Origin of the sequence: Rhizobium sp. PP-F2F-G48 (assembly GCF_004342335.1) — a bacterium.
Taxonomy (GTDB): Bacteria; Pseudomonadota; Alphaproteobacteria; order Rhizobiales; family Rhizobiaceae; genus Ferranicluibacter.
This window is the reverse complement of sequence record NZ_SLVH01000021.1, coordinates 1-20,916: the sequence shown is the minus strand read 5'-3', so window position 1 is coordinate 20,916 and position 20,916 is coordinate 1. Positions and strand designations below refer to the sequence as shown.

The 20,916-nt window shown below is 58.5% G+C and carries 19 protein-coding genes and 2 pseudogenes; 8 read left to right on the top strand and 13 right to left on the bottom strand.

Translation table 11 applies throughout. From position 1 onward, the window contains the following. On the top strand, positions 1-329 hold a 329-nt coding region (locus C8J36_RS24240), incomplete at its 5' end, for an MOFRL family protein (protein WP_281029275.1). Between the two features lie 58 nt (positions 330-387). Next, positions 388-876, top strand: a complete 489-nt coding sequence (locus C8J36_RS24235; RefSeq protein WP_062594406.1) for a heme-binding protein — start codon at positions 388-390, stop codon at positions 874-876. 664 nt (positions 877-1,540) lie between these two features. Here C8J36_RS24235 and C8J36_RS24230 read toward each other — a convergent pair. Beyond that, on the bottom strand, positions 1,541-2,467 hold the full coding sequence (locus C8J36_RS24230) for a manganese catalase family protein (RefSeq protein WP_132537832.1): 927 nt from the start codon (positions 2,465-2,467) through the stop codon (positions 1,541-1,543). 233 nt (positions 2,468-2,700) lie between these two features. Here C8J36_RS24230 and C8J36_RS24225 point away from each other — a divergent pair, with 233 nt between their 5' ends. After that, a complete protein-coding gene (locus C8J36_RS24225; protein WP_132537831.1) occupies positions 2,701-3,642 on the top strand; it encodes a hypothetical protein in 942 nt (313 codons plus the stop codon). A gap of 144 nt (positions 3,643-3,786) precedes the next feature. Here the strand turns inward: C8J36_RS24225 and C8J36_RS24220 are convergent, their stop codons facing one another. The 6 genes from C8J36_RS24220 to C8J36_RS24200 form a co-directional block, all read right to left on the bottom strand. Further along, complete coding sequence (locus tag C8J36_RS24220) at positions 3,787-4,344, bottom strand: DUF4142 domain-containing protein (protein ID WP_165915167.1); 558 nt, start codon at positions 4,342-4,344, stop codon at positions 3,787-3,789. 19 nt (positions 4,345-4,363) lie between these two features. After that, entirely contained in the window at positions 4,364-5,404 is a 1,041-nt protein-coding gene (locus C8J36_RS24215) for an alpha/beta hydrolase (RefSeq protein WP_132537829.1), read from the bottom strand. A gap of 38 nt (positions 5,405-5,442) precedes the next feature. Continuing rightward, positions 5,443-6,651 (bottom strand): YbhB/YbcL family Raf kinase inhibitor-like protein, encoded by a 1,209-nt coding sequence (locus C8J36_RS24210; RefSeq protein WP_207897626.1) that lies wholly within the window; start codon positions 6,649-6,651, stop codon positions 5,443-5,445. Then, on the bottom strand, positions 6,578-7,234 hold the full coding sequence (locus C8J36_RS25215; RefSeq protein WP_207897624.1) for a hypothetical protein: 657 nt from the start codon (positions 7,232-7,234) through the stop codon (positions 6,578-6,580). Before C8J36_RS25215 ends, C8J36_RS24210 begins: the two co-directional genes overlap by 74 nt. A gap of 677 nt (positions 7,235-7,911) precedes the next feature. Then, positions 7,912-8,406 (bottom strand): DUF892 family protein, encoded by a 495-nt coding sequence (locus C8J36_RS24205; RefSeq protein ID WP_132537828.1) that lies wholly within the window; start codon positions 8,404-8,406, stop codon positions 7,912-7,914. Positions 8,407-8,458: 52 nt separating this feature from the next. Further along, complete coding sequence (locus C8J36_RS24200) at positions 8,459-9,370, bottom strand: PhnA-like protein (RefSeq protein WP_132537827.1); 912 nt, start codon at positions 9,368-9,370, stop codon at positions 8,459-8,461. Positions 9,371-9,746: 376 nt separating this feature from the next. On the opposite strand from C8J36_RS24200, the gene C8J36_RS24195 reads away from it, so the two are divergent. Together C8J36_RS24195 and C8J36_RS24190 are read left to right on the top strand one after the other, a co-directional pair. Next, positions 9,747-9,935, top strand: a complete 189-nt coding sequence (locus C8J36_RS24195; protein ID WP_132537826.1) for a hypothetical protein — start codon at positions 9,747-9,749, stop codon at positions 9,933-9,935. Positions 9,936-10,259: 324 nt separating this feature from the next. Then, positions 10,260-10,646 carry a response regulator gene (locus C8J36_RS24190; RefSeq protein WP_132537825.1) on the top strand — a complete coding sequence of 129 codons (387 nt, stop codon included), beginning with the start codon at positions 10,260-10,262 and terminating at the stop codon, positions 10,644-10,646. Here C8J36_RS24190 and C8J36_RS24185 read toward each other — a convergent pair. Beyond that, positions 10,643-11,929 carry a histidine kinase dimerization/phosphoacceptor domain -containing protein gene (locus C8J36_RS24185; RefSeq protein WP_132537824.1) on the bottom strand — a complete coding sequence of 429 codons (1,287 nt, stop codon included), beginning with the start codon at positions 11,927-11,929 and terminating at the stop codon, positions 10,643-10,645. The two genes, C8J36_RS24190 and C8J36_RS24185, sit on opposite strands and share 4 nt — an antisense overlap. Before the next feature lie 682 nt (positions 11,930-12,611). On the opposite strand from C8J36_RS24185, the gene C8J36_RS24180 reads away from it, so the two are divergent. Then, a complete protein-coding gene (locus C8J36_RS24180; RefSeq protein WP_132537823.1) occupies positions 12,612-12,848 on the top strand; it encodes a DUF2934 domain-containing protein in 237 nt (78 codons plus the stop codon). 32 nt (positions 12,849-12,880) lie between these two features. Here the strand turns inward: C8J36_RS24180 and C8J36_RS25545 are convergent, their stop codons facing one another. The 3 genes from C8J36_RS25545 to C8J36_RS24170 form a co-directional block, all read right to left on the bottom strand. Next, positions 12,881-13,537 (bottom strand): ATP-binding protein, encoded by a 657-nt coding sequence (locus tag C8J36_RS25545; protein ID WP_245506726.1) that lies wholly within the window; start codon positions 13,535-13,537, stop codon positions 12,881-12,883. Between the two features lie 57 nt (positions 13,538-13,594). After that, entirely contained in the window at positions 13,595-14,350 is a 756-nt protein-coding gene (locus tag C8J36_RS25540) for a hypothetical protein (RefSeq protein ID WP_245506725.1), read from the bottom strand. A gap of 244 nt (positions 14,351-14,594) precedes the next feature. After that, positions 14,595-16,091: an ATPase domain-containing protein gene (locus tag C8J36_RS24170; protein WP_132537822.1), complete on the bottom strand. Its 1,497-nt coding sequence runs from the start codon at positions 16,089-16,091 to the stop codon at positions 14,595-14,597. Between the two features lie 1,178 nt (positions 16,092-17,269). Between C8J36_RS24170 and C8J36_RS24160 the strand changes: the two are divergent. Beyond that, positions 17,270-17,383, top strand: a pseudogene (locus C8J36_RS24160) (IS3 family transposase); the annotation flags it as partial. 102 nt (positions 17,384-17,485) lie between these two features. Here C8J36_RS24160 and C8J36_RS24155 read toward each other — a convergent pair. Further along, the gene (locus tag C8J36_RS24155; RefSeq protein WP_165915166.1) at positions 17,486-20,026 is read right to left on the bottom strand and encodes an EAL domain-containing protein; all 2,541 of its coding nucleotides are present in this window, start codon (positions 20,024-20,026) and stop codon (positions 17,486-17,488) included. A 290-nt stretch (positions 20,027-20,316) separates the two neighbouring features. On the opposite strand from C8J36_RS24155, the pseudogene C8J36_RS24150 reads away from it, so the two are divergent. Next, positions 20,317-20,478, top strand: a pseudogene (locus tag C8J36_RS24150) (IS3 family transposase); the annotation flags it as partial. A gap of 97 nt (positions 20,479-20,575) precedes the next feature. Here the strand turns inward: C8J36_RS24150 and C8J36_RS24145 are convergent. Continuing rightward, positions 20,576-20,916, bottom strand: a 341-nt coding sequence (locus C8J36_RS24145; protein ID WP_132537820.1) for a helix-turn-helix domain-containing protein, incomplete at its 5' end; no start/stop codon positions are given.

Here is a 20,916-nt window from a genome sequence, read left to right as displayed (position 1 = left end):
GGGAAACGACCGTCACGATCGGACCCGAGGGTGCGGGCAAAGGCGGGCGAAACACCGAACTGCTGCTGGCCGCTGCCATCGACCTCGACGGCACCACAGGCATCACCGCGCTTGCGGCCGATACGGACGGGATCGACGGCTCGGAGACCAATTCCGGCGCCTTCTGCGATGGCGGAACTGCCGCGCGTATCCGGGCGGCTGGCAGCGAGCCGCGTGCCCACCTCGCGCGACACGACGCCTGGTCCGCGTTTTACCTTTCAGACGATCTGTTCGACACGGGGCCGACCGGCACGAACGTCAACGACTTCAGGGCCTTTCTGCTGTTTTAAACTTTCAAATATCTGACATTTCGGTCCCCAACCCATCTCCCCTTTCAAGGACGCCATTGTGACCCCGCCGGACAACAGGACATCCGCTGACCTTCTCGTGCAAGAGCGCGAGGGATTCGTCGCCCGCTTCACTGCAGAGGACGCTTGGGCGCTTGGAACGCTCATGCGGCAAGCGGCGGTGGCCGCCCGCCTGCCGGTCGCAATCGAGGTCACCATCGCGCGCGAGCCGGTGTTCTTCACCCGCCTTGCCATGGCCTCCGAAGACAACCGGCACTGGGCTGAACGCAAGCGGCGCGTGGTGGAACGGTTCCACCACAGTTCGCTCTACATGCGGCTTCTCACGCAGGAAGAGGGCTACGAATTCCACCACCGCTACGGACTTTCTCCCGACCTATTTGCGGCCTTCGGCGGTTCGGTACCGATCTTTCAAACGGACGGCAACCTGATCGGCACGGCAACAATTAGCGGCCTTCCAGACGTCGACGACCACGATTTCGTAGTGAAGCACCTGCGTCTTTTAAGCCCTCCTACATCCGAACGGCCGTAGAAACGCTGCGGGTTCGGCTCATAACTCGGGTCATCGAATGCAAGCGATCGACCGACTCGATTCTGCGCGGGACGCCGTTGCACTCCATCCCGTGGACACCATGCGGCGCTCCAACGCGCGACGACATACCACGGTATCGCGATTCTAAGAACGCTCTGCGATGGCTGTAACTAACCGGCTTACGGCCGGGTCCTGGGCTGGTCCAGCAACCTTGTTGTCTCAGTCGCGTCAGCAAAGAAGTTCGCCCGTCACACCTGAGTAGACGTGAAGCTTCCCCTGCGGCAGATATAGGTTTGGATAGCTTCCAACAGCGCAAGTGTTGGGGCGCAAGCGGGCGATCAGCTCGTATCCGTCGAGCTTCAGGAAAGCGACTGTGTCAGATTCCGGCGGCGACTCGGATAATACACGTGAAACGCGCTAGGTTTGCCAGTGATTTTTGGAACTACGACCGCCGCGGACGTGTGGGATATGGAGGTCGCTTCACTCACTCGTTCGGGCGACTGTAGGACACGAACGCCGATCGGTGAAAAAAGGGGTATGGGCATTGAGATAACCCAGTCATTACCCCTTCCTGAGATCGAGCTCCCTACGACCTATAGAGCATTGAGCACGACCCTTTCATCGACATAACGGGGGAGCACCAAAACGATGCTCCCCAAGCTAGTTACCGAGACTTCTTATAGAGCTTTTCGGCGATCTCGAACATTTCCTCGGGCGCGTAATCGGGCGTGAACGCGGACGGCACACCGACAAGCTGGTGGATCTTGCCGCCTTCGGGCATCCCATCCACCACTTCGAGCTCCCCTGGCGGATCGGTAGGGAGCGCTACTTCGCCGTTACCCCAGATGCCGGACATCTCCTTGTAGTCATTGGGACTGAAAGTGTAGAGGCGGCGATGGGAGCCCTCGTCTAGGTACTTCTGGCATTCCGGGATTTTGTCGAGCGGGATGTTTGGGGTTGGCAGAAACTTCTTTACATCAACACCTGTCACCTTCTGCAATGCGAGAGCGTAGGCGTGTGCATGCACCGATCCCCGCACGAGAAGATAACCGCAGACCTCTCGGCCCGTTGAATCGCTGAGTGTCTCGTAAACGCGTAGCTTGTGAAGCCGTGCGCCGCATTCAAGATGAAAGTTGTGTAGCAAATCGAGCACGACATTTCCGGTCGTGGTGATGAAGTCGTTGTTCCAGGAGAAGCCGTTGCTGTTTACCGGCATCGCCCCGCCACCCCCTGACAGGAAGGCCGCTGCAAGTCGCATGTCCTTCATATCTTCAAACGGGGCCCCTGAGATGTCGCCGCCATCGCCAGCGTCGCCGTCCGGAACATCCGGGCCATTGTTCAGCATCGCAATGCCGTTGCTGACGAGTTCGACGTGACCGAGTTCCTCGGCCGTGATCGCCGCCACGAGGCTGTAAAACGGCTTCAGTTTCTCTTTCGATCGGAAATTGAAGCTCTGGAACATGTAGTTCCCAAGCGTTGACATCTCACCGTATTTGCCTCCAAGCAGTTCCTGTAAGGCCGCGGCGGCATTCGGGTCCGCGCGCTTGGGTGCCGGCAGGTTAGCCTGCAGCTGGTCGACTCTCATAAACATGGAAGTTCCTTCCGTTTGAGGTCTTTTCCAACCGGGCCACACTTGCATTGTTCCCGATCAAGATCCACCGCCACAATATCGCGGCGTTGACGACGTCGGACAGGATTGACTTTGCACGTCTCTATCTGTGAGGCATCGTCCTCTTGAGTGGCGTCAGTCTGTTCGAAGAGCGATGAAGGCATGTTCGAATCTTGACGGCCTCTACATCGAGAAACGAGGTCGCGAAAGGTGTCATGCCACTGCAGCATTCCCTTCTTTTTCCTGCCAAGCCGGTCTTTCGAAGCTTCGCGATAGCGGGTTTCGAGTGCGGTCTGGTTCACGGCGGCCGTCACGATCTCCTAGTTACGACCAGACACACCGCCCAATCCCGCATGCTCGACCATTACCGAATTGTTCGTGACCATCGGATAGCGACGATACGCGACGGGCTCGTGCCCGGTCACCACGTCGTCGAGCGACTTGCCGCTGCAAAGGAGGCATCGATCGAAGCCATTTGGGATCTGTCGCATTACCATCGCAATCAGGATCCGATCCGCTGTGCCAGGATCGCTGCCGAGGCATCAATCGCTGTCAACGGCTCGGACAGGCTGTGGCTCTGCCCCGTCAACGAACCTTCCCTCTATCCTCGAATTGCTGGAGTGCCTCGACATGAGGCCATCGAGATGGCGATCACCATGGCCCGCGTCGCGCGCGATCATCATCCCGATATCGGTATCCTCACGAATGATCCGATTACCGGTGTGGGCGACCGTCAGTTTGAGGCGACCGATGCGATCGTCTCTGCCATCCATGTCGATGTAATCGGGACCAACTATTATCCGCATACCGCAAGAACATCGCTCGTGAAGGTGCTGATGGCGACGTGGCAACGTTATCGCATGCCGATCATGGTGTCAGAAACGAGCTGGCACGACGGCCATCCCATCCATCACCGTCGGCATCCGGGACTGAACAAGGGCACATGGTTGCGGCATGTCATCGAGCAGGTCGATATCGCCAGGTTTCATGGGGCCAACATCGTTGGCATATGCTGGTATCCTATCGTCGATTGTCCTCCAAGGCACGCGCCTCAGTCGCGTAGCCGTTGGAGCCATGGCCTGATCCGAAAAGATCTGTCTGTCGATCCGTGGCTGTCGGCAGAATTGGAAAAGGCGACAATTCGAGATGCTGCATAGGCAGATTTATGGTTCAACGATTTTACGCGTACGCAATTTCAGCAAGAGCCGATCTAACGAAATGCCGCCGATCCGCGACCCGTAGATCGTCCGGCGTGGGCTGTCCAGGCGACTCTTTATCCGCTTGTCAAACTGGAGACGCAACTACTTCTTTTCGATCAGCATTTTCACATGCGCAAGATGCGTCTCGAGGTTGGGTAGCGTTTCTTTTGCGAACCCGACGAGCGCCTGATCGTCACCTGAGCCTGCATAGGTGCGGAAGAGGGCGACGGCTTCCATATGGGCCTCGGCCTGCATATCGAGATACAGCGTGTCGAAATCATTGCCCTTCGCGGCCTGAAGCTGTTCGATCATCTTTCGATGCTTGGGTGCCAGTTGGGTTTCCGGTAGCGGCACGCCTTTGCCTTCGAGCGTTACCTTCAGTTTCTCGCCGGCTTTCGTATGATCGGCAATGATCATCTCGGCAACCTCCTTGATGTCTTTGTTCAAGGCGTGATCCCGAGCTAAAGTGCTTGACTGTACCTCGAATGCATTTGCGCCTGCGACGACGGGGACGAAGGTGGCCCGATCGATGATCATCATTGGAGCGGCGTCGCCGGCGGGCATTGGCTTCAGCTCCTGCGCTTGCAGCGATGCCGCGCAAAACGTTTGCGCTGCGAGCGGGAGAACGAGCGCCAATCTTGTCCAGAATGTTCGTGTCATGATCTTGCTCCTCTTAAGCTTACTTGCCGAAGGCTTTGACGAGGTTGGCATTCGCCGCATCGACTGCGGCCTTGGCCTTGTCCACGACCTTGGCCATTCCAAAGAACTCATGCGTGACGCCCGCGACATCGACCAGGTCTACGGTCACGCCCGCCGCTTTCATCTTCTCGGCAAGCATCTGTCCCTCTGAGCGTAGCGGGTCGATCTGAGCCGTGATCACCGTTGCCGGCGGCAGTCCGGCAAAGTCCCTTCGACCGACGAGGTTGATGCGCGGGTCGGAAGTCTGATCTTTCGCGGTGAAGACATGGGAAATGAACCACGCCATGTCGGCCTTTCCGAGCGGAGCAGCCTCTGCATTTTCGCGATAGGACGGCGTGTCGAGATCGTTTCCGGCGATCGGATAGACCAGGAGCTGGTGAACCGGCTGGGTGGTCTTTTTTTCCTTGGCCATCAAGGCAACTTTCGCAGCAAGGTTGCCACCGGCGCTCTCGCCGGCAACGGCGATGCGTTTGGCATCGCCGTTCATCTGGTGGATGTTTTCCACGGTCCAGATATAGGCCGCCCAGGCGTCGTCATGCTGTGCCGGAAACTTGCTTTCGGGCGCGTGACGGTAGTCGACCGACACGACAATCGCCTTCGATCCGAGTGCGAGCGCCCAAGGCGTTGCGTCATAGGTGTTGAGATCTGCAACGACCCACCCACCTCCATGGAAATAGAGGACGACGGGAAACGGTCCCTTGCCTTCGGGTGTGTAGATGCGCGCGGGCAGCGCACCTGCAGGGCTGGGAATGGCGATGTCGCGTGTCGCGACCTTTGCCTCCGGGTTGGACGAGATCTTGCGATCCCGCTGAACGGTTCGGGCAGCATCCGCACCGCTTGCCTGTGTGCGGGCTTCCGGTACGCCGATGGTGTGAAACGGTTTCGCCTGCAAGTCCTTCAAAGCGTCGAGAACGGCCTGCATCTGCGGATCCGGTGTGGCCTGCTGCGCGAAGGCGGCGGGAGATGCGAAAAGAGCGAAAGCAAAGCTTGCGTTGCGAAGTGCCGAGATCGTTGTGGTCATATTCGATTCTTTTCTCGTATTTTTTTTGTCGCCGGGCATCACCGCTTCGGCGGCTTGACGTCTTGCGCGTAGCGACCAACGAGCTCGCCCTTTGCAAGGACGTGTCCGGAAGCGGCCTCCAGCAGCGCATCCCGATCGGCTGTCGACGGAAGATCGATCATCGCATCCAAGGCAAGGATTTGGATATGATAGCGATGGGCGGGATCGCCGACTGGCGGCTTCGGGCCGTAATAGCCGTGGGTCCCCGATGTATTGCGGCCCTGCAGAACGCCTTCTGGTTCAACCAGTCGAAGCTGTTCCTGCAGGCCCTCGGGCAAGCTGTTGACGGAGGCTGGGAGGTTCCACGCAAGCCAGTGCACGAAAGGCTTTGTGGGCTTCGCATCCGGATCTTCCATGACGATCGCGTAGGATACAGCGCCTTTCACTGCGCTCCAGGTCAGAGGAGGAGAGACGCCATCGGCGTATTCGGTATGCTTCTGCGGGATCATGCCGTCATTCTTGAAGCCCGTAGACGACACCGCGAGGGCACCTGTGGACTTGGTTTCCGGGCGATCCATGGAAAGGGGGACGTTCAATCCCTTTGCCGCCTGCGCCTCCATCACGTCGGCAGGCGCGGCCGGGGAAGCGTTGGCCTTGTCCGCATTGCCGGAATAGGCGATTCGGTAAAGGACGCCGTTGACATCGTCCGCCATCAGCAGCGACCCGTCCCTGGCAACGGCCAGCCCGACGGGGCGTGCGAAGTGCGCTTTGCCTCCGTCCGTCAGGAAGCCCGTCAGGAACGGCGCGATCGTTTTCGGCTGACCGTTTTCGAAATGTATGCGGACGATCTCGTAGCCGGACGCCGGGTTGCGGTTCCATGAGCCGCGCATGGTTGCGAACGCGTCGCCGGCATATTCCGCGGGGAAGGACGTGCCCGTGTAGAATTTCATCTGCATCGGTGCGGCGTGCGCGGTATAGCCGATTACCATTGGCGCGCTTTGGTCGCGCCACTGCTGCTTCGTCACGCCGCCGACAGGCGTCGATTGCGGATAGATGTCACCCTTGGCAAACACATGCGGCCAACCATATTGCTTGCCCTGCTCAAGCTTGTTGAGTTCTTCCGGCTGGACTTCGTCGCCCATGAGGTCAATCCCGTGATCGAGCCCCCAGAATTCGCCGGTCCTGGGGTTCCAATCAAAGCCGATCGTGTTGCGAAGACCCGAGGCAAAGATCGTTCGGCTCTTCCCATCTGGCGTCGCCCGCAGCATCGTCGCGTTCTCGGGATTGCTCCTTGCAGGCGTTGCAGGTCGAGCCGACGCTGATGTAGAGCATACCATCCGGGCCGAATGCCATGACCCGGTTCGGATGCTGGCCAGAGTCGGGCAGATCCCCGATAATCATTTCGAGTGGTCCGAGGGTGCCATCCTTCTTGATATCGGCGACGAACACCTCTTTTACCGTGACGAGGTAGAGCTGGTTGCCCTTGATCGCGAGACCATGGGCTTGCGCGCGGGCAGCGACCCTAACGGGTGCACTGTCTGCTTTGCCGTCACCGTTCTCATCCTTCAGGAGAAGGACATCGCCTTCTTCCCGCCGACTGACATAGATGAACCCCTGGTCAGACACTGCGACGATGCGGGCATTGCCAAGTCCCTGCGCGAACGGCGTCGCCGTAAAGCCTTCAGGAAGTTTTAGCTGTCCGATCCGCTCACTCGTCGGCAAGATCTTGTTGGGCTTGAAGACGTTTGTCGTGATCTGGACCTCGGTGCCATCGCCCTGCTGAGCGTGGGCAGGGGCTAGATGCGTGAGGATAGCAAGAAGTGAGACAGCGCCGAGAAGTGCAGGTTTCATGAAAATCGCCTCCGTGAGACAACTTCAATCATGTCAGGTGAACTCGGTTCCAGAGAGGCTTAACGCGCACAACATTTGCGAGTGATGCGAAGAGCCTATACTGATGGCTTTTACCAACATGAGTGAGAGTTTCACGTGTGTCGGTATCGCTAATACGAGGCACTGCTTCTTAAAGGTCGGCCTATTGGGAAGTTGAGCTAAAACTGACATATTAAGAAGCGCTTATCCAAACCAATTCCTCCTCAACGACATCTTAAGGGGCGCGCGGTGATCGTCGGTCTGAGTCTCCACACTGCACTAACGCTCGATGCGGCTGCTTCGGTGCCATTCTGATTCCGATCCGGTGCAGAGAGCGGGCGTCTCATGTTTGGTGCCAAAATACAGGCGACTTTGTTTGATGACCTTTCAGTAGGCCTTTTCGTCACCCTAGCGGATCTATCCGCTACCTGATCGAAATTATAGTGGATGCTGCGCTCCTCGCTCAGGGAGATACCGGGTGAACAACGGGTACATCCGCCTTGCTCGAAATGGCGGGCGCGTTCGCAGCCCACATTCCTTTGAGGCGCTTTAAAAGAGTATTTCTTCCACCGCTTGCCCCGCCCTGCCGGTTCTCCTCGTCGGATTGACGAAAGGACTGCCATCGGCAGCCCTTTCCGTACTATGAGTGGAAATCTGCTTCAGCCTTCGGCGTTCTGATTGACGACAGACGTCGCGATAGAAGTCAGAGTTAGATCCGTTGCCTGCTCTTCGTCGAGCGTCGTCTGAAGGATTCCCGCGGCATCGTTCAGGCCGAGTTCCAGCGCCCATGTGCGAAGGGTGCCATAGCGCGACATCTCGTAATGCTCTACGGCCTGCGCCGCGGCGAGGAGTCCGGCGTCAAGCGCTGGCGAGCCCTCGTATTCTTCCATGATCTCCGCACCCTCGTTCGTGATACCGAGGATGGCGTCGCACGTCTTCGGTTCCGGGGTTTTTCCGATGATCTTGAACACCTGTTCCAGTCGCTCGACGTGGACCCGCGTTTCACCGAGATGTTTTTCGAAAGCCGCCTTCAGCTGTCCGTTTGTCGCAGCCTCATGCATTTTCGGAAGGGTCTCGACGATCTTGCGCTCGGCAAAGTAGACGTCCTTGAGAGTGTCGTGGAAGAGCTCATCGAGCGTCTTTGTAGAAGCCATGTTGGTATTCTCCTTTAAGTATATCGCCGAGCCGGACTATTCCGGCCCGATGTCAATTGGTCCGGCGTACGGTAGCTTTTTCGACAAAGCCGCTTCGCTTTGTCCCCGTCGTTCCGCCGAACCACGAGGCGATCGCGCCGAGGATCAGCGCTACGAATGCCAGGATGGCGCCCGCCGAAACGGCAGCCGTCGTAGCCTGTGCCGCATCGATGGCCTGCTGCTTGGCTGCAGACATGTTCTCTCGATAAGTCTTTTCATACTGATCGACCTGCGCGCGGGCCTGATCGACGGGAATGGCCTGGGATCGGGCAACCGCCTCGGCGGCACGAACCCGGGCGTCTTCGGCAGTCGCTTCGTCGCCAGTCACCGCTGCCTGTACCGCTGCGATCGCGGCGTCCTGAAGGGCCTTCGGGTCGCTGCCAGTCGACGTGCGGAGCTGCTGCTCAATGCCAGCCATCGGATTCGCGGAACTCGCGATCGAGGGTGCCGCGACGCCTGCGGCCGTCGCCGCGGTCTGGCCGACGCCGCCGATGACGCTGCTTAAGCCATTGAAGGCACCGCCGATGATGGCTCCGACGGATGTCGTCAGCAGATACAGAACGACGAGGGTCGTGACGGCCCAGGACGTCAGGCCGTGATAGCCGCCTGTCGAGTTGCTGGGACGGCCTGACAGGCGGCTGGCGACGTATCCACCTACGAAGGCGGAGACAATGCCAGCGACGACGAACCATATACCTCCGGCTATCGAGAAAGTGCCCGCCGCGGGATTGTCGGAAGTCGCTGGATCAAGCACCGCCGCACCAATGCCCACGCCAAGAAGGTTCAGCAGGAATTGAACGGCAAGTGCGATGGCGACGCCAGCGAAAACTGCGCCCCAGGACACTTTATGAAGTCCGGCCGTCAAACCCGGATCAACATCGCGCACGGTGTCGTGGGACAGGTTCGTGGAAATAGGCGTTGTCATGGTTATGTCTCCTGCACTTCACGGGTTCGTGAGCACCCGACAACTGCGGGTAGGCAAACATGTTCCCCTATCTCGAAATCCAAGCTTGGAAAACAGACGTGAGTTATGACCAAGCTGAGGTTCTCGGAAATCCTGCATATGCAAAGCTGTTAGCCTTTATACATCAAAGGCCGTCCTTTAATCCGAGAGCACTGTCACCAACTAGCGACCACTTCGCTTCCCAGAGCCTTAGTCTTGCACCGCGGCGTGAGTAAAACTCAATTAATTCTGGAAATACTTATTGATATGAAATGCATATATCGAGAGGCATTGACTATTTTCAGGTGGCAAATAGATTTTGCGGTCCCTGAAATAAACTTCATTCCGGATTCGTCGTATGGACGAGAAGATCAAAAAGAGACGTCCCAAAGGACAGGCGGCCTTGGGCGATGTTTACGAGACAAAGAGGGTCGTGGAAGATATGCTTTCCGCGCAGTCCGAAGAGAGAAGGCTTAAAACAGATAGACTGCGTGCCCTTCGGCTTGCGGCAGGCGCCAAGGCGACCGATGACAAAGGCGTCGTCTAGGGATCAGTCCCCTTATGACTGCGGAAGACGATCGTCGCCAACTCGCGACAGATGCGAGTTTGGAGAAAGCGTGGAAAAGCAAATGGACCTCTGGCTTGATCTGCTGTCTCTGAGAACCTCGAACCTCGAACCTTAGCCTGAGCCACATGCAGGTGTGGGAGCTGCTACGGATGAACCGCGAAAAGCCAGCGACGGCTGCCGTACAGGGTTGAAGCCAGGCATGTCCAACGGTGACCACGACGCGGACGTTAACTCGACGTCGCGAACCGCCTTGTCAATCGCTTGCCAAAGACCATATTGAGGCATCGAGCTCAGCGGGACCAGATGGCACAGAAGTTGACAATCCCCTCGACGATTCTCGTCGTCGAGGATGAAATCCTCATACGCATGGACGCGGCGGACTATTTTGCAGACGAAGGCTTCGACGTGCTCGAGGCAGGTTCTGCGGACGAGGCCCTACGCCTTCTAGAAAGCCGCACTGATATCGACTTCGTTTTCAGCGACATCAACATGCCCGGTAGTCTGGACGGTCTGGCGCTCAGCCGTCAGGTCGCGGAGCGTTGGCCGACCATCGGCGTGATCATTACGTCCGGCATGATGAGGCCTGCCAAGACGTCGCTTCCCGGACGTACGCTCTTCGTGGAAAAACCATACGAGTACAAGCGTCTCCTTGATAGCCTCTCGCGCCTTGGAGTTTCCGGCACGCGTTAGCGGGTCTCGTCAGGGTTCGCCAATTGGTCATCGGCGGCCATGGGCGGCACGATTGAGAAGTCTAGCTCGTATATCGTTCCCGGGTGCCCGTTCCGCCAGTTTGCGTTTCCGCCTAGTTGGTCGCCGAGCGAACGTATCAGCTTTAAGCCGAGACTCGCGGTTTCAGTGGAAGCGAAATTTGCCGGGTCGCCTTTGCCGCTGTCACTCACGGAAAGCCGCATGCCGCCCTCTCCATTGGACAGGAGTTCGACCTGTACATGTCCACCGGTCTCATCGTAGGCGTACTTGAAGGCGTTCGTCGCGAGTTCGTTCACGAGAAGTCCAACGCTCATAGCCTGCTCCGTCGCGACTTCGACAGCCACCGAACGACATTCGACCGTGTTGCCAGACGTCGAAGCGGCTAACTGGCCACATAGGTCATCCAAGAACGCCCCGAGATCGACAGCGCGTGCCTGGTTCTTCCGCCAAAGGCGGTCATGGACGGCGGCGATGGTTCCGACGCGCCTTCCCGCAGAACGGAGAGCGACCGAGACCTCGGTGCTTTTCGAGGTCCTCGCCTGCATGGAAAGAAGTCCCGCGACGATCGACAGTGAGTTCTTGACGCGATGGCTCGCTTCCTGAGTGAGGACCTCCTGGAACGCCATGGCTGCTTTCAACGCGTTCTCGCTGCGTTTCAGTTCGGCTTCGCGACGGTCACGCTGTATGGCCACCCCCAGCAGAGCTGCCAGGCCTTTCAGAAACGACGCGTCGTCTTCGTCGAACCGGCCTTCGCTCGGTGTGTCGACTTCGAGTACGCCGTAACGCGTCTCCTCGGTCTGAATGATGACGTTGATCGCGCGGGTCACGCCGTGCTCGACAAGCAACGACGGGGTCCTGAAACGCTGCTCGTTTGCCAAGTGGTTCGAAATGACGACCTGAGCCGAATGGAATGCGTATCCCGCCGGACTCTCCATATCGTCCCCGACAGTGGCTCTACCCACGACACCGGGATTCCAGCCGACACCTGCAACGACCAGAAACCCAGCCGCGTTGCCGCGATGTTCGAGAAGTTTTGAGAATTTGACTTCGAGTCCCTGCGCCGCGACGCGCGTCGCCTCCTGGAGCAGAGCTCCGAAGTCCCCCGTCGACAACGCAAAGTATCCGAACTCCGCCAAGAGTCGTTGTTGTTGAAGACGATAGAGGAGTTGCACCGACGGCCGAGTTTCCGGCGCGCGTGGGGAAGGTTCTTCGTGGACGTCGGGCGTATCCAATGTGAACTCTCTGGCCGGATGTTGCGACGCCATGCGCCCGCCCCAACGGAGTAGAGGCGAGATCGAAAGCGCGCAAGCCAATTATCGGGATGCGACCCGGCAAAGCGTTTGCGAGACGTCTATGAAGCCTTGCGATCCGAGGAACCGGATGGCGACGACGGAGCGGACCTCGTACGCAAGGTTGCGAAAGAGCGGCTGTTCTTTTCTATCAAGGCCCGCCTGACGTGAATGCCTCGTCCGGTGCTAACCGAAACTTTAAGAGACCAAGGCTGTTGGAGTTTCCGTCAAAAAAAAGCACCCTGCAGAGGTTTTTCCAGGTCCGGCGCACTGTCGGTTTGATCCTCGACTAGGAGGGGCAGCAATGCACCTGAGCTAACAACGCACGTCCCACTGCCGTGGAGTATTTCCGCGAGATCGCAGGCGATAGGCTGAGGGCTGGCGAGCCTGTGGGTATCTATGCGATCCATATCTCCGACGGGACCGGAGAGGTGCTCATGAGAGTCGGCATGGCGGAAGCGGTTACACCATTGCTATCGCGTCCTGTCTGAAAGCCGGCGGGCCAGCTGTGAAACGGGCGACCAGTTCCGCTTGACAGGTCAGCTCCGCCCCGAGCGGTTCGCATGCGGCGACAGCGCATAGCGGCTCCGTCGGACGGGGCACGGAACAACGCCTATTACAGAGGGTTATAACGCGCCTCAAACAGGGAGACATACGAATGTCACAGGATGACAACAACCAGCGAGAGAAGGCCTATCGTATCTGGGAAGAAGAAGGGCGACCGGAAGGACGTCATGACGATCACTGGCGACGGGCAGGCGAACCGGACGTGGAAGACCAGGAGTCAGAGGACGTTATCAAGGTCAACCAAGAGGCGGATAAGGATTTCGCGGGAGACAGCGAGGCCCAGTCGCCGATCGATACCAGACCGCCATCGACGATCAGCCCAGACTGACCTTTGTCAGGATGCAACTTTCAGTCCCGAGGCTAAGCGCCTCGGGAAATATGCGCGGTGGAAGCGGTCATCTCGTTAATCTTCGTCGCCAGCGCATCTACGGAAAACGGTTTTGAGATCATCGCCATGTTAGTCCCAAGGAAGCTAGCCTTAGTCGCGGCGTTTTCCGCGTATCCGGTGACGAAGAGGACGGGAAGGTCGGGGCGGCAGCCCCTAGCCACCTCGGCAAGCTGACGACCATTCATGCCCGGAAGCCCGACATCCGAGACCATGAGGTGGATGGGGCGTTCGGACCTCAGTACGGGTATAGCGACATCGGCGTCAGGAGCTTCGATCACAACATATGAGAGTTCGTGCAAGATGTCGGCTACGAGGAGGCGGACCGATTCGTCATCCTCCACCAGAAGGACGGTCTGGCCCCGTCCGACCTCAAAGGAGTGACCGATCTCATAGTCTTCCCGCTCCTCTGCTACCTCCGAGGAAGGCATGAAGAGCTCGACCGTCGTTCCTTCACCGGGTTCGCTCTCGACACGGACCTGCCCCCCTGACTGCTGTGCGAAGCCGTAGATCATCGACAAGCCCAGACCCGTTCCCTGTCCGATCGGCTTGGTGGTGAAGAACGGTTCGAAGACCTTGGCTAAGACGTCAGGCGGCATTCCGACACCCGTGTCGGTGACGGCGATCACCACGTAAGGCCCGGGCCTCATGCCGACGACGCGACCCGCCGAAGAAGCGGTGACGAGCGATCAGCGTGCCCTTATGTGAAGCCGCCCGCCATCTGGCATTGCGTCTCTGGCGTTGATCGCCATGTTGAGAAGAGCGCTTTCAAGTTGGGTCGCGTCGGCGAATACCGCTCCTACGTCCGACTCCACGTCCAGAGTGATGACTATGTTCTCCGGCAGGGTGCTGCGCAGAAGCTGGCACGTCTGAGATAGCTGCGACGGCGTATCGAGAGGCCGGGCATCAAGTGTCTGGCGGCGGGAAAACGCGAGCAGGCGGGCGACAAGGGCGGCCGCACGGCTTGCAGACTTCGACGCGGCATCCATGAAGCGGTCGACTTCATCGAAACGACCCGCGGCGATCCGGCGTTTGGAGATATTGATGCCTGCGATGACGGCCGTGAGCATGTTGTTGAAGTCGTGTGCGATGCCACCCGTGAGCTGACCGACGGCTTCCAGTTTCTGTGACTGTCGCAGGGATTCCTCCGCAAGGGCGCGGGCGGCGATCTGCTCTTCAATTTCCGCGGTACGCGATGCCACCCGTTCCTCAAGGCTGCGGTTGAGTTCGCGCAGAACAGCCTCGCTTTTGTCGAGTTCGACCAGTCTGTCCCTCATCCGGAACTGCTTCTCGCGCAACCTCACCGCCGACGCGACGGCGCTGAACAGCGACGCTCGGCCCAACGGGCGCTCGAGGACGACGCTGTTGCTTGCGAGGTCGAACAGGGAAAGCTTGGAAAGCCTTTCGCTCGGCGCTCGACTGGTCCGAGCGGCCGCCAGGAGCACGAACGGAATGTCCGACTACGGAGGCTGGCTCTCCAAGGCACTCCGAAGGCTATCGACGCCTTTCGCCAGAGCCTCTTCCGTGACAAGAACCGCCCCCGTGTCGTTGCCGACGAGAGCGGCGACCACCTGCACATCGGGGCAGATTTGGACATCGTAGTTTCGCTCCTTCAGGAGCGAAAGAAGGCCTTCTGCATCGCGCCCGAAAGGAGCGCAAACCAGGATGCGTCTTCCTTCCGAACCACGATCATCTGTCACTTCGACGATCTTCCATGAGTGGCTTCTGATTTCCCCTGTATTCCGGAGTCCCGGTCAGGACGCCGACGAAATCGGAAAGCGGCTCGCCGACGCGGATTCCGTTCCTGTCGATCCGTAGTTCGCGAATGGCGTCCTCGTGTTCACCGCCGCGGTTCTTCAGGACGGAGATAGCCTTTCTAACGCGACCACCCGCCTCGAAGAAGCGCAGGAGCACCACGGAGTCTGCCACGTAGGAGATGTTGAGGTTGGTCGCCATCGATCCCACAAGCCCATGCTGCGGATTGATGAGGAACGTGACAACGCCCTGCTGGCTCAAGTACGACAGGAGTTCGTGCATCTGGAGGATGAGCTGCTGCTCTTGAGGCATCGCGGCCATGTAGCCGTTCAGGCTGTCGATGACGATCATGCGGGAGCCGCGCAGTTCGACTTCGTTTCGAACCCGTGTCGCAAACTCGCCCGGAGAGATGGCGGCCGGGTCGATCTGCTGGATGACAAGGACACCGCTGTCGATATGCTTCCGCAGATCGAGGCTGAAGGCTTTCGCGCGTGCGAGCAGGGTGCCGATCCGCTCGTCGAACTCGTAGACGGTACAGGCTTCACCGCGTTCGCAGGCGGCGTTCAGGTATTGGAGGGCTATGGTCGTCTTGCCGCTGCCAGCAGGGCCGGTCACCAGCGTGCTGGTGCCCCGCATGGGACCGCCGCCCAGCAGCTTGTCTAGTTCGGCCACGCCGCTCGGTGTGACGTCTCCGGAGAACTCGGTGTGATGGTCCGACGCCATCAGTCGCGGATAGACCTCGATGCCACCTTTGAGAATCCGGAAGTCATGATAACCCGCCGTGAAGTCGACCCCTCTCAACTTCTGCACCTGCAGACGGCGTCTTGCCGCTCCGAACTCCAAGGTCAGGCGCTCGAGTGTCACGACGCCGTGGCAGAGGCTATGGAGCTGGGCGTCGCGGCCGTTCTCGTTTCCCGTCATGTCGTCGACGAGAATGACGGTAGTTTCCCGGCCCGCGAAGAACTGCTTGAGGGCAAGAACCTGACGGCGGTACCTGAGCGGCTCCTGAGCCAGCAGACGCATCTCCGATAGGCTGTCGAACACCACGCGTTGGGGCCGCACCCTCTCGACTTCGTCCTGGATGAGGCGAACAGTTTCTCCGAGCTCCATCTCCCAGGGGTGCAGAATGGACTGCTCGCGGTCGTCCCCGAAGACGTCCTTCACCGAGTTGAATTCGAAGACGTCGAAGTCGCCGATGTCCCATCCGTGCGAGACGGCGACTGCCGTCAACTCTTCCTTGGTTTCCGAAAGCGTGATGTAGAAACCGCGCTCTCCGAGCCGTGCGCCTTCCAGCAGGAACTGCAGGGCCAGGGTTGTCTTGCCCGAACCGGGCGCGCCTTCGTACAGGTACATCCGGTTGGCGGGGAGGCCGCCTGTCAGGACGCGGTCGAGACCCGTATTCCCCGTTGAAATCATGTCAGGCAAAGTCATCTCGATTCAGTTTCGACGGCACGCTGCCAAGCTCGCACGTATGTTTTTATCGAAGGAAAAGACTGCCACAATGCCCTCACGGCGTCAAAGCCAATGCGTTCATAGCCCGCGGCGGAGCTTGAGTGATCAAGGCCCGGAACTGTAGCCCGGTAACATTGAGTTTCAATCGAAGCTCGCATTTTGAGCGAACACCTATGGAACCAAGCAGGGACTGTTTACTTCCCTGTCCGAGACCGAGGTGTGTCAACCGGACATGGCGGGGATGGTGAACGCGGGAGTTTTTCCGGTTTCTGCCCGTGGCCAACGAAATGGCAGCCGAGCGCCCAACCCGTCCGCCTCGGTCTCCCACCAGTTAGGAAGCCGAAGATCATCGATCCTCCCGTACGGCCGCTCGGAGACAAGGAACGGGACGAGGAACTCAGACTCGTTGCAGACTACGCGGTTCACTTGCTTGTCGAGAAAGCTCATCTCGTTGGATGGCAGCGCGTTGAGTTCGTGACCGCTCTCATGGACGCCGCCAACGACAGGCTTTCCGCACTCGAGCCGCAGCCAGCACAGTCGGACAAGCTGAACAGCTAGGCACGCAATATCTTTGCCGACGCGGTTTGGTCATCCATCACAGAGCTGTTGGACCGTGGCGCAATTCAAACGTTGGCATGGCACACGTGAACCTTGTTTCTACACTGTTCGAGGTTGCCGAAAGAGACCCACCATGGGCCTTCGCGATCTGAGACGCGATGTGCAGGCCAAGCCCAGGCCTTGCTGGATGCTTCTGATATCCCCCGGATAAACGGCTCGAACAGTTTCTGCATCTTGTCCGTCGATATGGCCTTACCTTTGTTCGATACCGACAATGTAAAGTCCCATCGTCGTCCAGCATGGCGTCGATCGTAATTGGCTGATCGTCGGCGCCGTGGCTTATGGCGTTGCCTACAGGATTGGACACGAGCTGGCGTAGGGGAAGCCGCAGGCAGCGCTGGTCGCCATCCGCGGCGCGGTCTGCGCCAGATGCGGCTCCACGTCGAGGAACCCGTTTTAAACCGGCTTCCAAGTTTGACCCTTTTCGGCGCGGAAGGATGACCCCAGACGCTACGGAGTAACATGCTGAAGCGTTTTCGTTCTTTGCTTTCCAACCGGGTCAGCTATTTGCGCCCACATCGGGGTGAAATTCTTTGCCGGAACATAGGCAAGACGTGTTCGACTACATCGAGATGTTCTACAACCCGAAGCGCAAACATGTCAGAAACGGGATGCTGTCGCCCGTCGAGTTCGAAAAGCAGCAGAAAATGTAACCCGAGGGTGTCTACGAAACGCGAGGCTGTTCAGTCATGAGACCCGCAGCAGGCCAAGAAGCGCGAAGCGCGGCATGTTTAAGGCGAAGCAAACGAGGTTACCTAGCGGATCTTGGCTCTGGCAGTCGAGTTTCGGCCGGATAGGGTGGATGGTTCAAGGAACTGTCCAAAACAAACGACGGCAACGCGCTCGCCAGTTGTCTTGGCGATGTACATATACTCGTCGGCGCGTTCGACATAGCTTTTCGCAGTATCATTTTCCTGGAGGAAAGTGACACCGACGGCTGCGCCCGTGAACGTGACCTGGCCGCCTATCGGAATCGGCTTGAAGATCCGCTCCATGGTTTTTTGCAAGTAAGGCTGCAGATCCCCCGCTAGCTTGCGGTCGATGTCGAGCATGACAACAAATTCGTCGCCGCCTATTCTTGCGATGAAATCTGTTGCACGAAAGTTCTCTCGCAGTCGTCTGGCAATAATTCTTAGAACCTCGTCTCCTGCGGAATGCCCGTGTGTGTCGTTGACCACCTTGAACTTGTTCAGGTCGATATAGGCCAGGGCGAGCTTTCTATCGTTCTGCAGGTTTCGGGTGACGGCCTCCGCCAGAGCTTCATCGAAACTAGCCCGATTGGGAAGACCCGACAGAGCGTCGGTGCGTGCCGAGGTCTTCAGCGCGCTTTCGATCTCGCGCTGCTGCCTCACCCGTGCGGAGACGTCAATTATCACTTCTACGTCGAACGGCGTTCCGTCAATCACGGTCCGCTGGGCGGAGATCAATGTTGGGATGACAGTACCGTCGGCGTAGGCGATATCGACTTCTTCGAGTTCATACGCGCCATTCGTAGCGAGAAGACGATGCCTCCTGTCGCGCGCGGGGTTGTCAATTGCAGCGCCTTCCGACGTGAGCTTCTTGCCCCGGATGTCGTCCCATTTCAGCCCGGTCAAGCGAAGATATGCGTCGTTCACTTTCAGATAGCTGGATGTTTTGGTGTCGCTGGTCGTGATCGACATCGCAATTGGAGCAAATTCGAACATCCTCATCAGCATCGACACGAAGAGCGTCTCCGGTATCCCCGGTTCTGGAGCATTGGCGGGAGCCACGGCTTCCGCCGCGGAGATTTCGTTGCGCCCCAGTTCATGGAATTTCGCAATTGTTGCTTCAAGGTGCTCTTGGACAGCCACTTCGCTTATCAGGCCATACCATTTGACAATATCCCCTCCGCCGTCGTGATGCGGGCGCGCTCGGCTTAGCATCCACCGCCAAGTCTCGTCGTTCAAACGCATCCGGAACATGGTTTCAAAAGGTTTGCCGGTGGGCAGCCATTCAAGCCATTCCCGCCGGACCCGTTGCCGGTCATCTGGGTGCATCCGGCCCTGCCAGTCCGCGATACGGTCTACAACGTTCCTAATGGAGCCGTCGGGCGTTGGTCCCATATAATTGACAGTGCCGTGCGCATCGCTCGACCAGGTGATGTTTGGGCTCAGTTCGATCGACCAACGCGCGTGATCTTCCGTTTCTTGCAGGGCAGTCTCGATGAGTTTTCGGTCCGTAATATCGATCGCTGTGCCCGATATGCCGATCGCCTGGCCGGCGTCGTCATCAACGCGCTGATGGATGGTTAGAAATGCGTTCGCCGTTCCAGCCATCTTGAACTCATCCACGACCATCGACTCGCCGTCGAGGATACGCCGCAGGTCTCTGTTTAGATGACGCGCCTCCCGATCCGGCATAAACTGATCGATCGGCTGGCCCACCATTTGGGTTGGGCACGAGCCGAGCATTTCTGCATAGCGCTGGTTCACGCTGATGTACCGCAGATCGGCGTCGATATAACAAAGGCCAATTGGAGCCGCCCTGTACAGCGCGTCCAGCTGATGAACGCGCTGGAACAGAGAACCATTAACCCGCGGCGAGAGGGGCTGTTGCGTTCGCGATGCCAACAGCCGCTCAGTCTGCAACGCATCAAGCGGTTTCCCAAAAAGCCAGCCCTGTCCGACGTCACATCCGAGCCGCCTGAGAATGACGGCCTGCTGCTCCGTTTCTACGCCTTCGGCCACGACCGTCATCCCAAGGCTCTGACCGAGGCCTATCACGGAGGCGATGATCTTACGGCTGCCGCTGTCCTCTTCCAGTGTGCGGACGAAGCTCATGTCGATCTTCAACTTGTCGAACGGGAAGGCGTGGAGCTGCGTCAAGCTCGCAAAACCGGTCCCGAAGTCGTCGAGCGCGAGACCAATGCCATCTGCCTTTAATTTAGCGATCGTCCGGCGGACATTCTCGTTGTCTTCCAGAAGTGCGCTCTCGGTTATCTCGATATGAATCCGCGCCAGCGGAAAGCCGGTGGCGGCGATGGCAGTGATCAAAAAGTCCGAAAGGTCGCGGCTTCTGAATTGGATCGGGGAGAGATTGATGGCAAGCACGAAGGAACCCGGCCATGTCACGGCCTGCCGGCATGCATCAAGTATCATTTTCTGTGTCAGGGCGTCGATCAGACCGTTGGCTTCTGCGTAGGGCACGAACTCGCAGGGTGCGATCGCGCCCTCTACGGGATCGGTCCAGCGAGCAAGGACCTCGAACCCAATGATCGCGTTGCTTTGGAGATCGACAAGGGGCTGAAAGGCCGGCCAGACCGCTGCGGTCAGCAACGCCTGCTCCAAGCCCCGCAGACTCGGGGTCTTCCTGGTAGCCATGACCGAAGTGTTTTCGGTCTTCTGTAGTCCGACTGGCTTCAAGCAATTCGGACGCGTGTATTTAAGACGCGCAAACATAGCCCCATCCCGATCATCAAGCGAAGCATGCTGGGCAACATTTAAAATAGTGTGAGAGTTCCGTGAATCTAGCCCTACGGTTTGCACAATTGTCGAGCCGTAATGCCGCAACAACTTGAACCGCGCCGGGTTCGCCGGAGGCTCCAACTTCTGAGAAAGTGGAGCCACTGAGCAAGACAACGAACAAGTTTTCACCTGACGTCCGTCAACGTGCCATTCGTATGGTGCTGGATCACGAGGCAGAACACTCGTCCCGGTGGGCTGCCGTTTCATCTATTGCGGCCAAGATTGACTGTTCGCCAGCCACGCTGCACGAATGGGTAAGAAGACCAAGGTCGACACCGGTAGTCGACGGATGTCGCCAAGATTAGCTGATGTCGCAATTTCATCGATAGAGATCGGGCAATCGGCCTCTGGCGACGTTCGCTAACCTGCCATCCGTAATGTGATCGCCTTCGAAACATGGTGCCCCTCGGGTTCCCCATCGAACGCCTTCTGCGCCGCCTTGACCCTGTCCTTGTGGACGCTCGCCCATTGGAACAGCGCCTGAAACGGTTCGATGAGCGTTTCGCCCAGAGGGGTGACGCTGTATTCGACGGCGACAGGGGACACGGGAATGACGCGTCTGGCGACGATGCCGGAGCGTTCCAGACGCCGAAGAGCCTGCGTCAAGGACTTCTGCGTGACGCCTTCCAGTTCCCGTTTCAGGGAATTGAAGCGCATCGGTCCGCGGCAAAGCGATGCCATGATGAGGATCGACCATTTAT

Bases quoted from the DNA above. Each gene is read 5' to 3' on its own strand.
- C8J36_RS24170 (WP_132537822.1), bottom strand. From the start codon at position 16,091: ATGACTTTGCCTGACATGATTTCAACGGGGAATACGGGTCTCGACCGC.
- C8J36_RS24185 (WP_132537824.1), bottom strand. From the start codon at position 11,929: ATGGCGTCGCAACATCCGGCCAGAGAGTTCACATTGGATACGCCCGAC.
- C8J36_RS24180 (WP_132537823.1), top strand. From the start codon at position 12,612: ATGTCACAGGATGACAACAACCAGCGAGAGAAGGCCTATCGTATCTGG.
- C8J36_RS24215 (WP_132537829.1), bottom strand. From the start codon at position 5,404: ATGACCACAACGATCTCGGCACTTCGCAACGCAAGCTTTGCTTTCGCT.
- C8J36_RS24210 (WP_207897626.1), bottom strand. From the start codon at position 6,651: ATGCTGCGGGCGACGCCAGATGGGAAGAGCCGAACGATCTTTGCCTCG.
- C8J36_RS24205 (WP_132537828.1), bottom strand. From the start codon at position 8,406: ATGGCTTCTACAAAGACGCTCGATGAGCTCTTCCACGACACTCTCAAG.
- C8J36_RS24200 (WP_132537827.1), bottom strand. From the start codon at position 9,370: ATGACAACGCCTATTTCCACGAACCTGTCCCACGACACCGTGCGCGAT.
- C8J36_RS25215 (WP_207897624.1), bottom strand. From the start codon at position 7,234: ATGAAACCTGCACTTCTCGGCGCTGTCTCACTTCTTGCTATCCTCACG.
- C8J36_RS24230 (WP_132537832.1), bottom strand. From the start codon at position 2,467: ATGTTTATGAGAGTCGACCAGCTGCAGGCTAACCTGCCGGCACCCAAG.
- C8J36_RS24190 (WP_132537825.1), top strand. From the start codon at position 10,260: ATGGCACAGAAGTTGACAATCCCCTCGACGATTCTCGTCGTCGAGGAT.
- C8J36_RS24225 (WP_132537831.1), top strand. From the start codon at position 2,701: ATGCCACTGCAGCATTCCCTTCTTTTTCCTGCCAAGCCGGTCTTTCGA.
- C8J36_RS24195 (WP_132537826.1), top strand. From the start codon at position 9,747: ATGGACGAGAAGATCAAAAAGAGACGTCCCAAAGGACAGGCGGCCTTG.
- C8J36_RS24220 (WP_165915167.1), bottom strand. From the start codon at position 4,344: ATGACACGAACATTCTGGACAAGATTGGCGCTCGTTCTCCCGCTCGCA.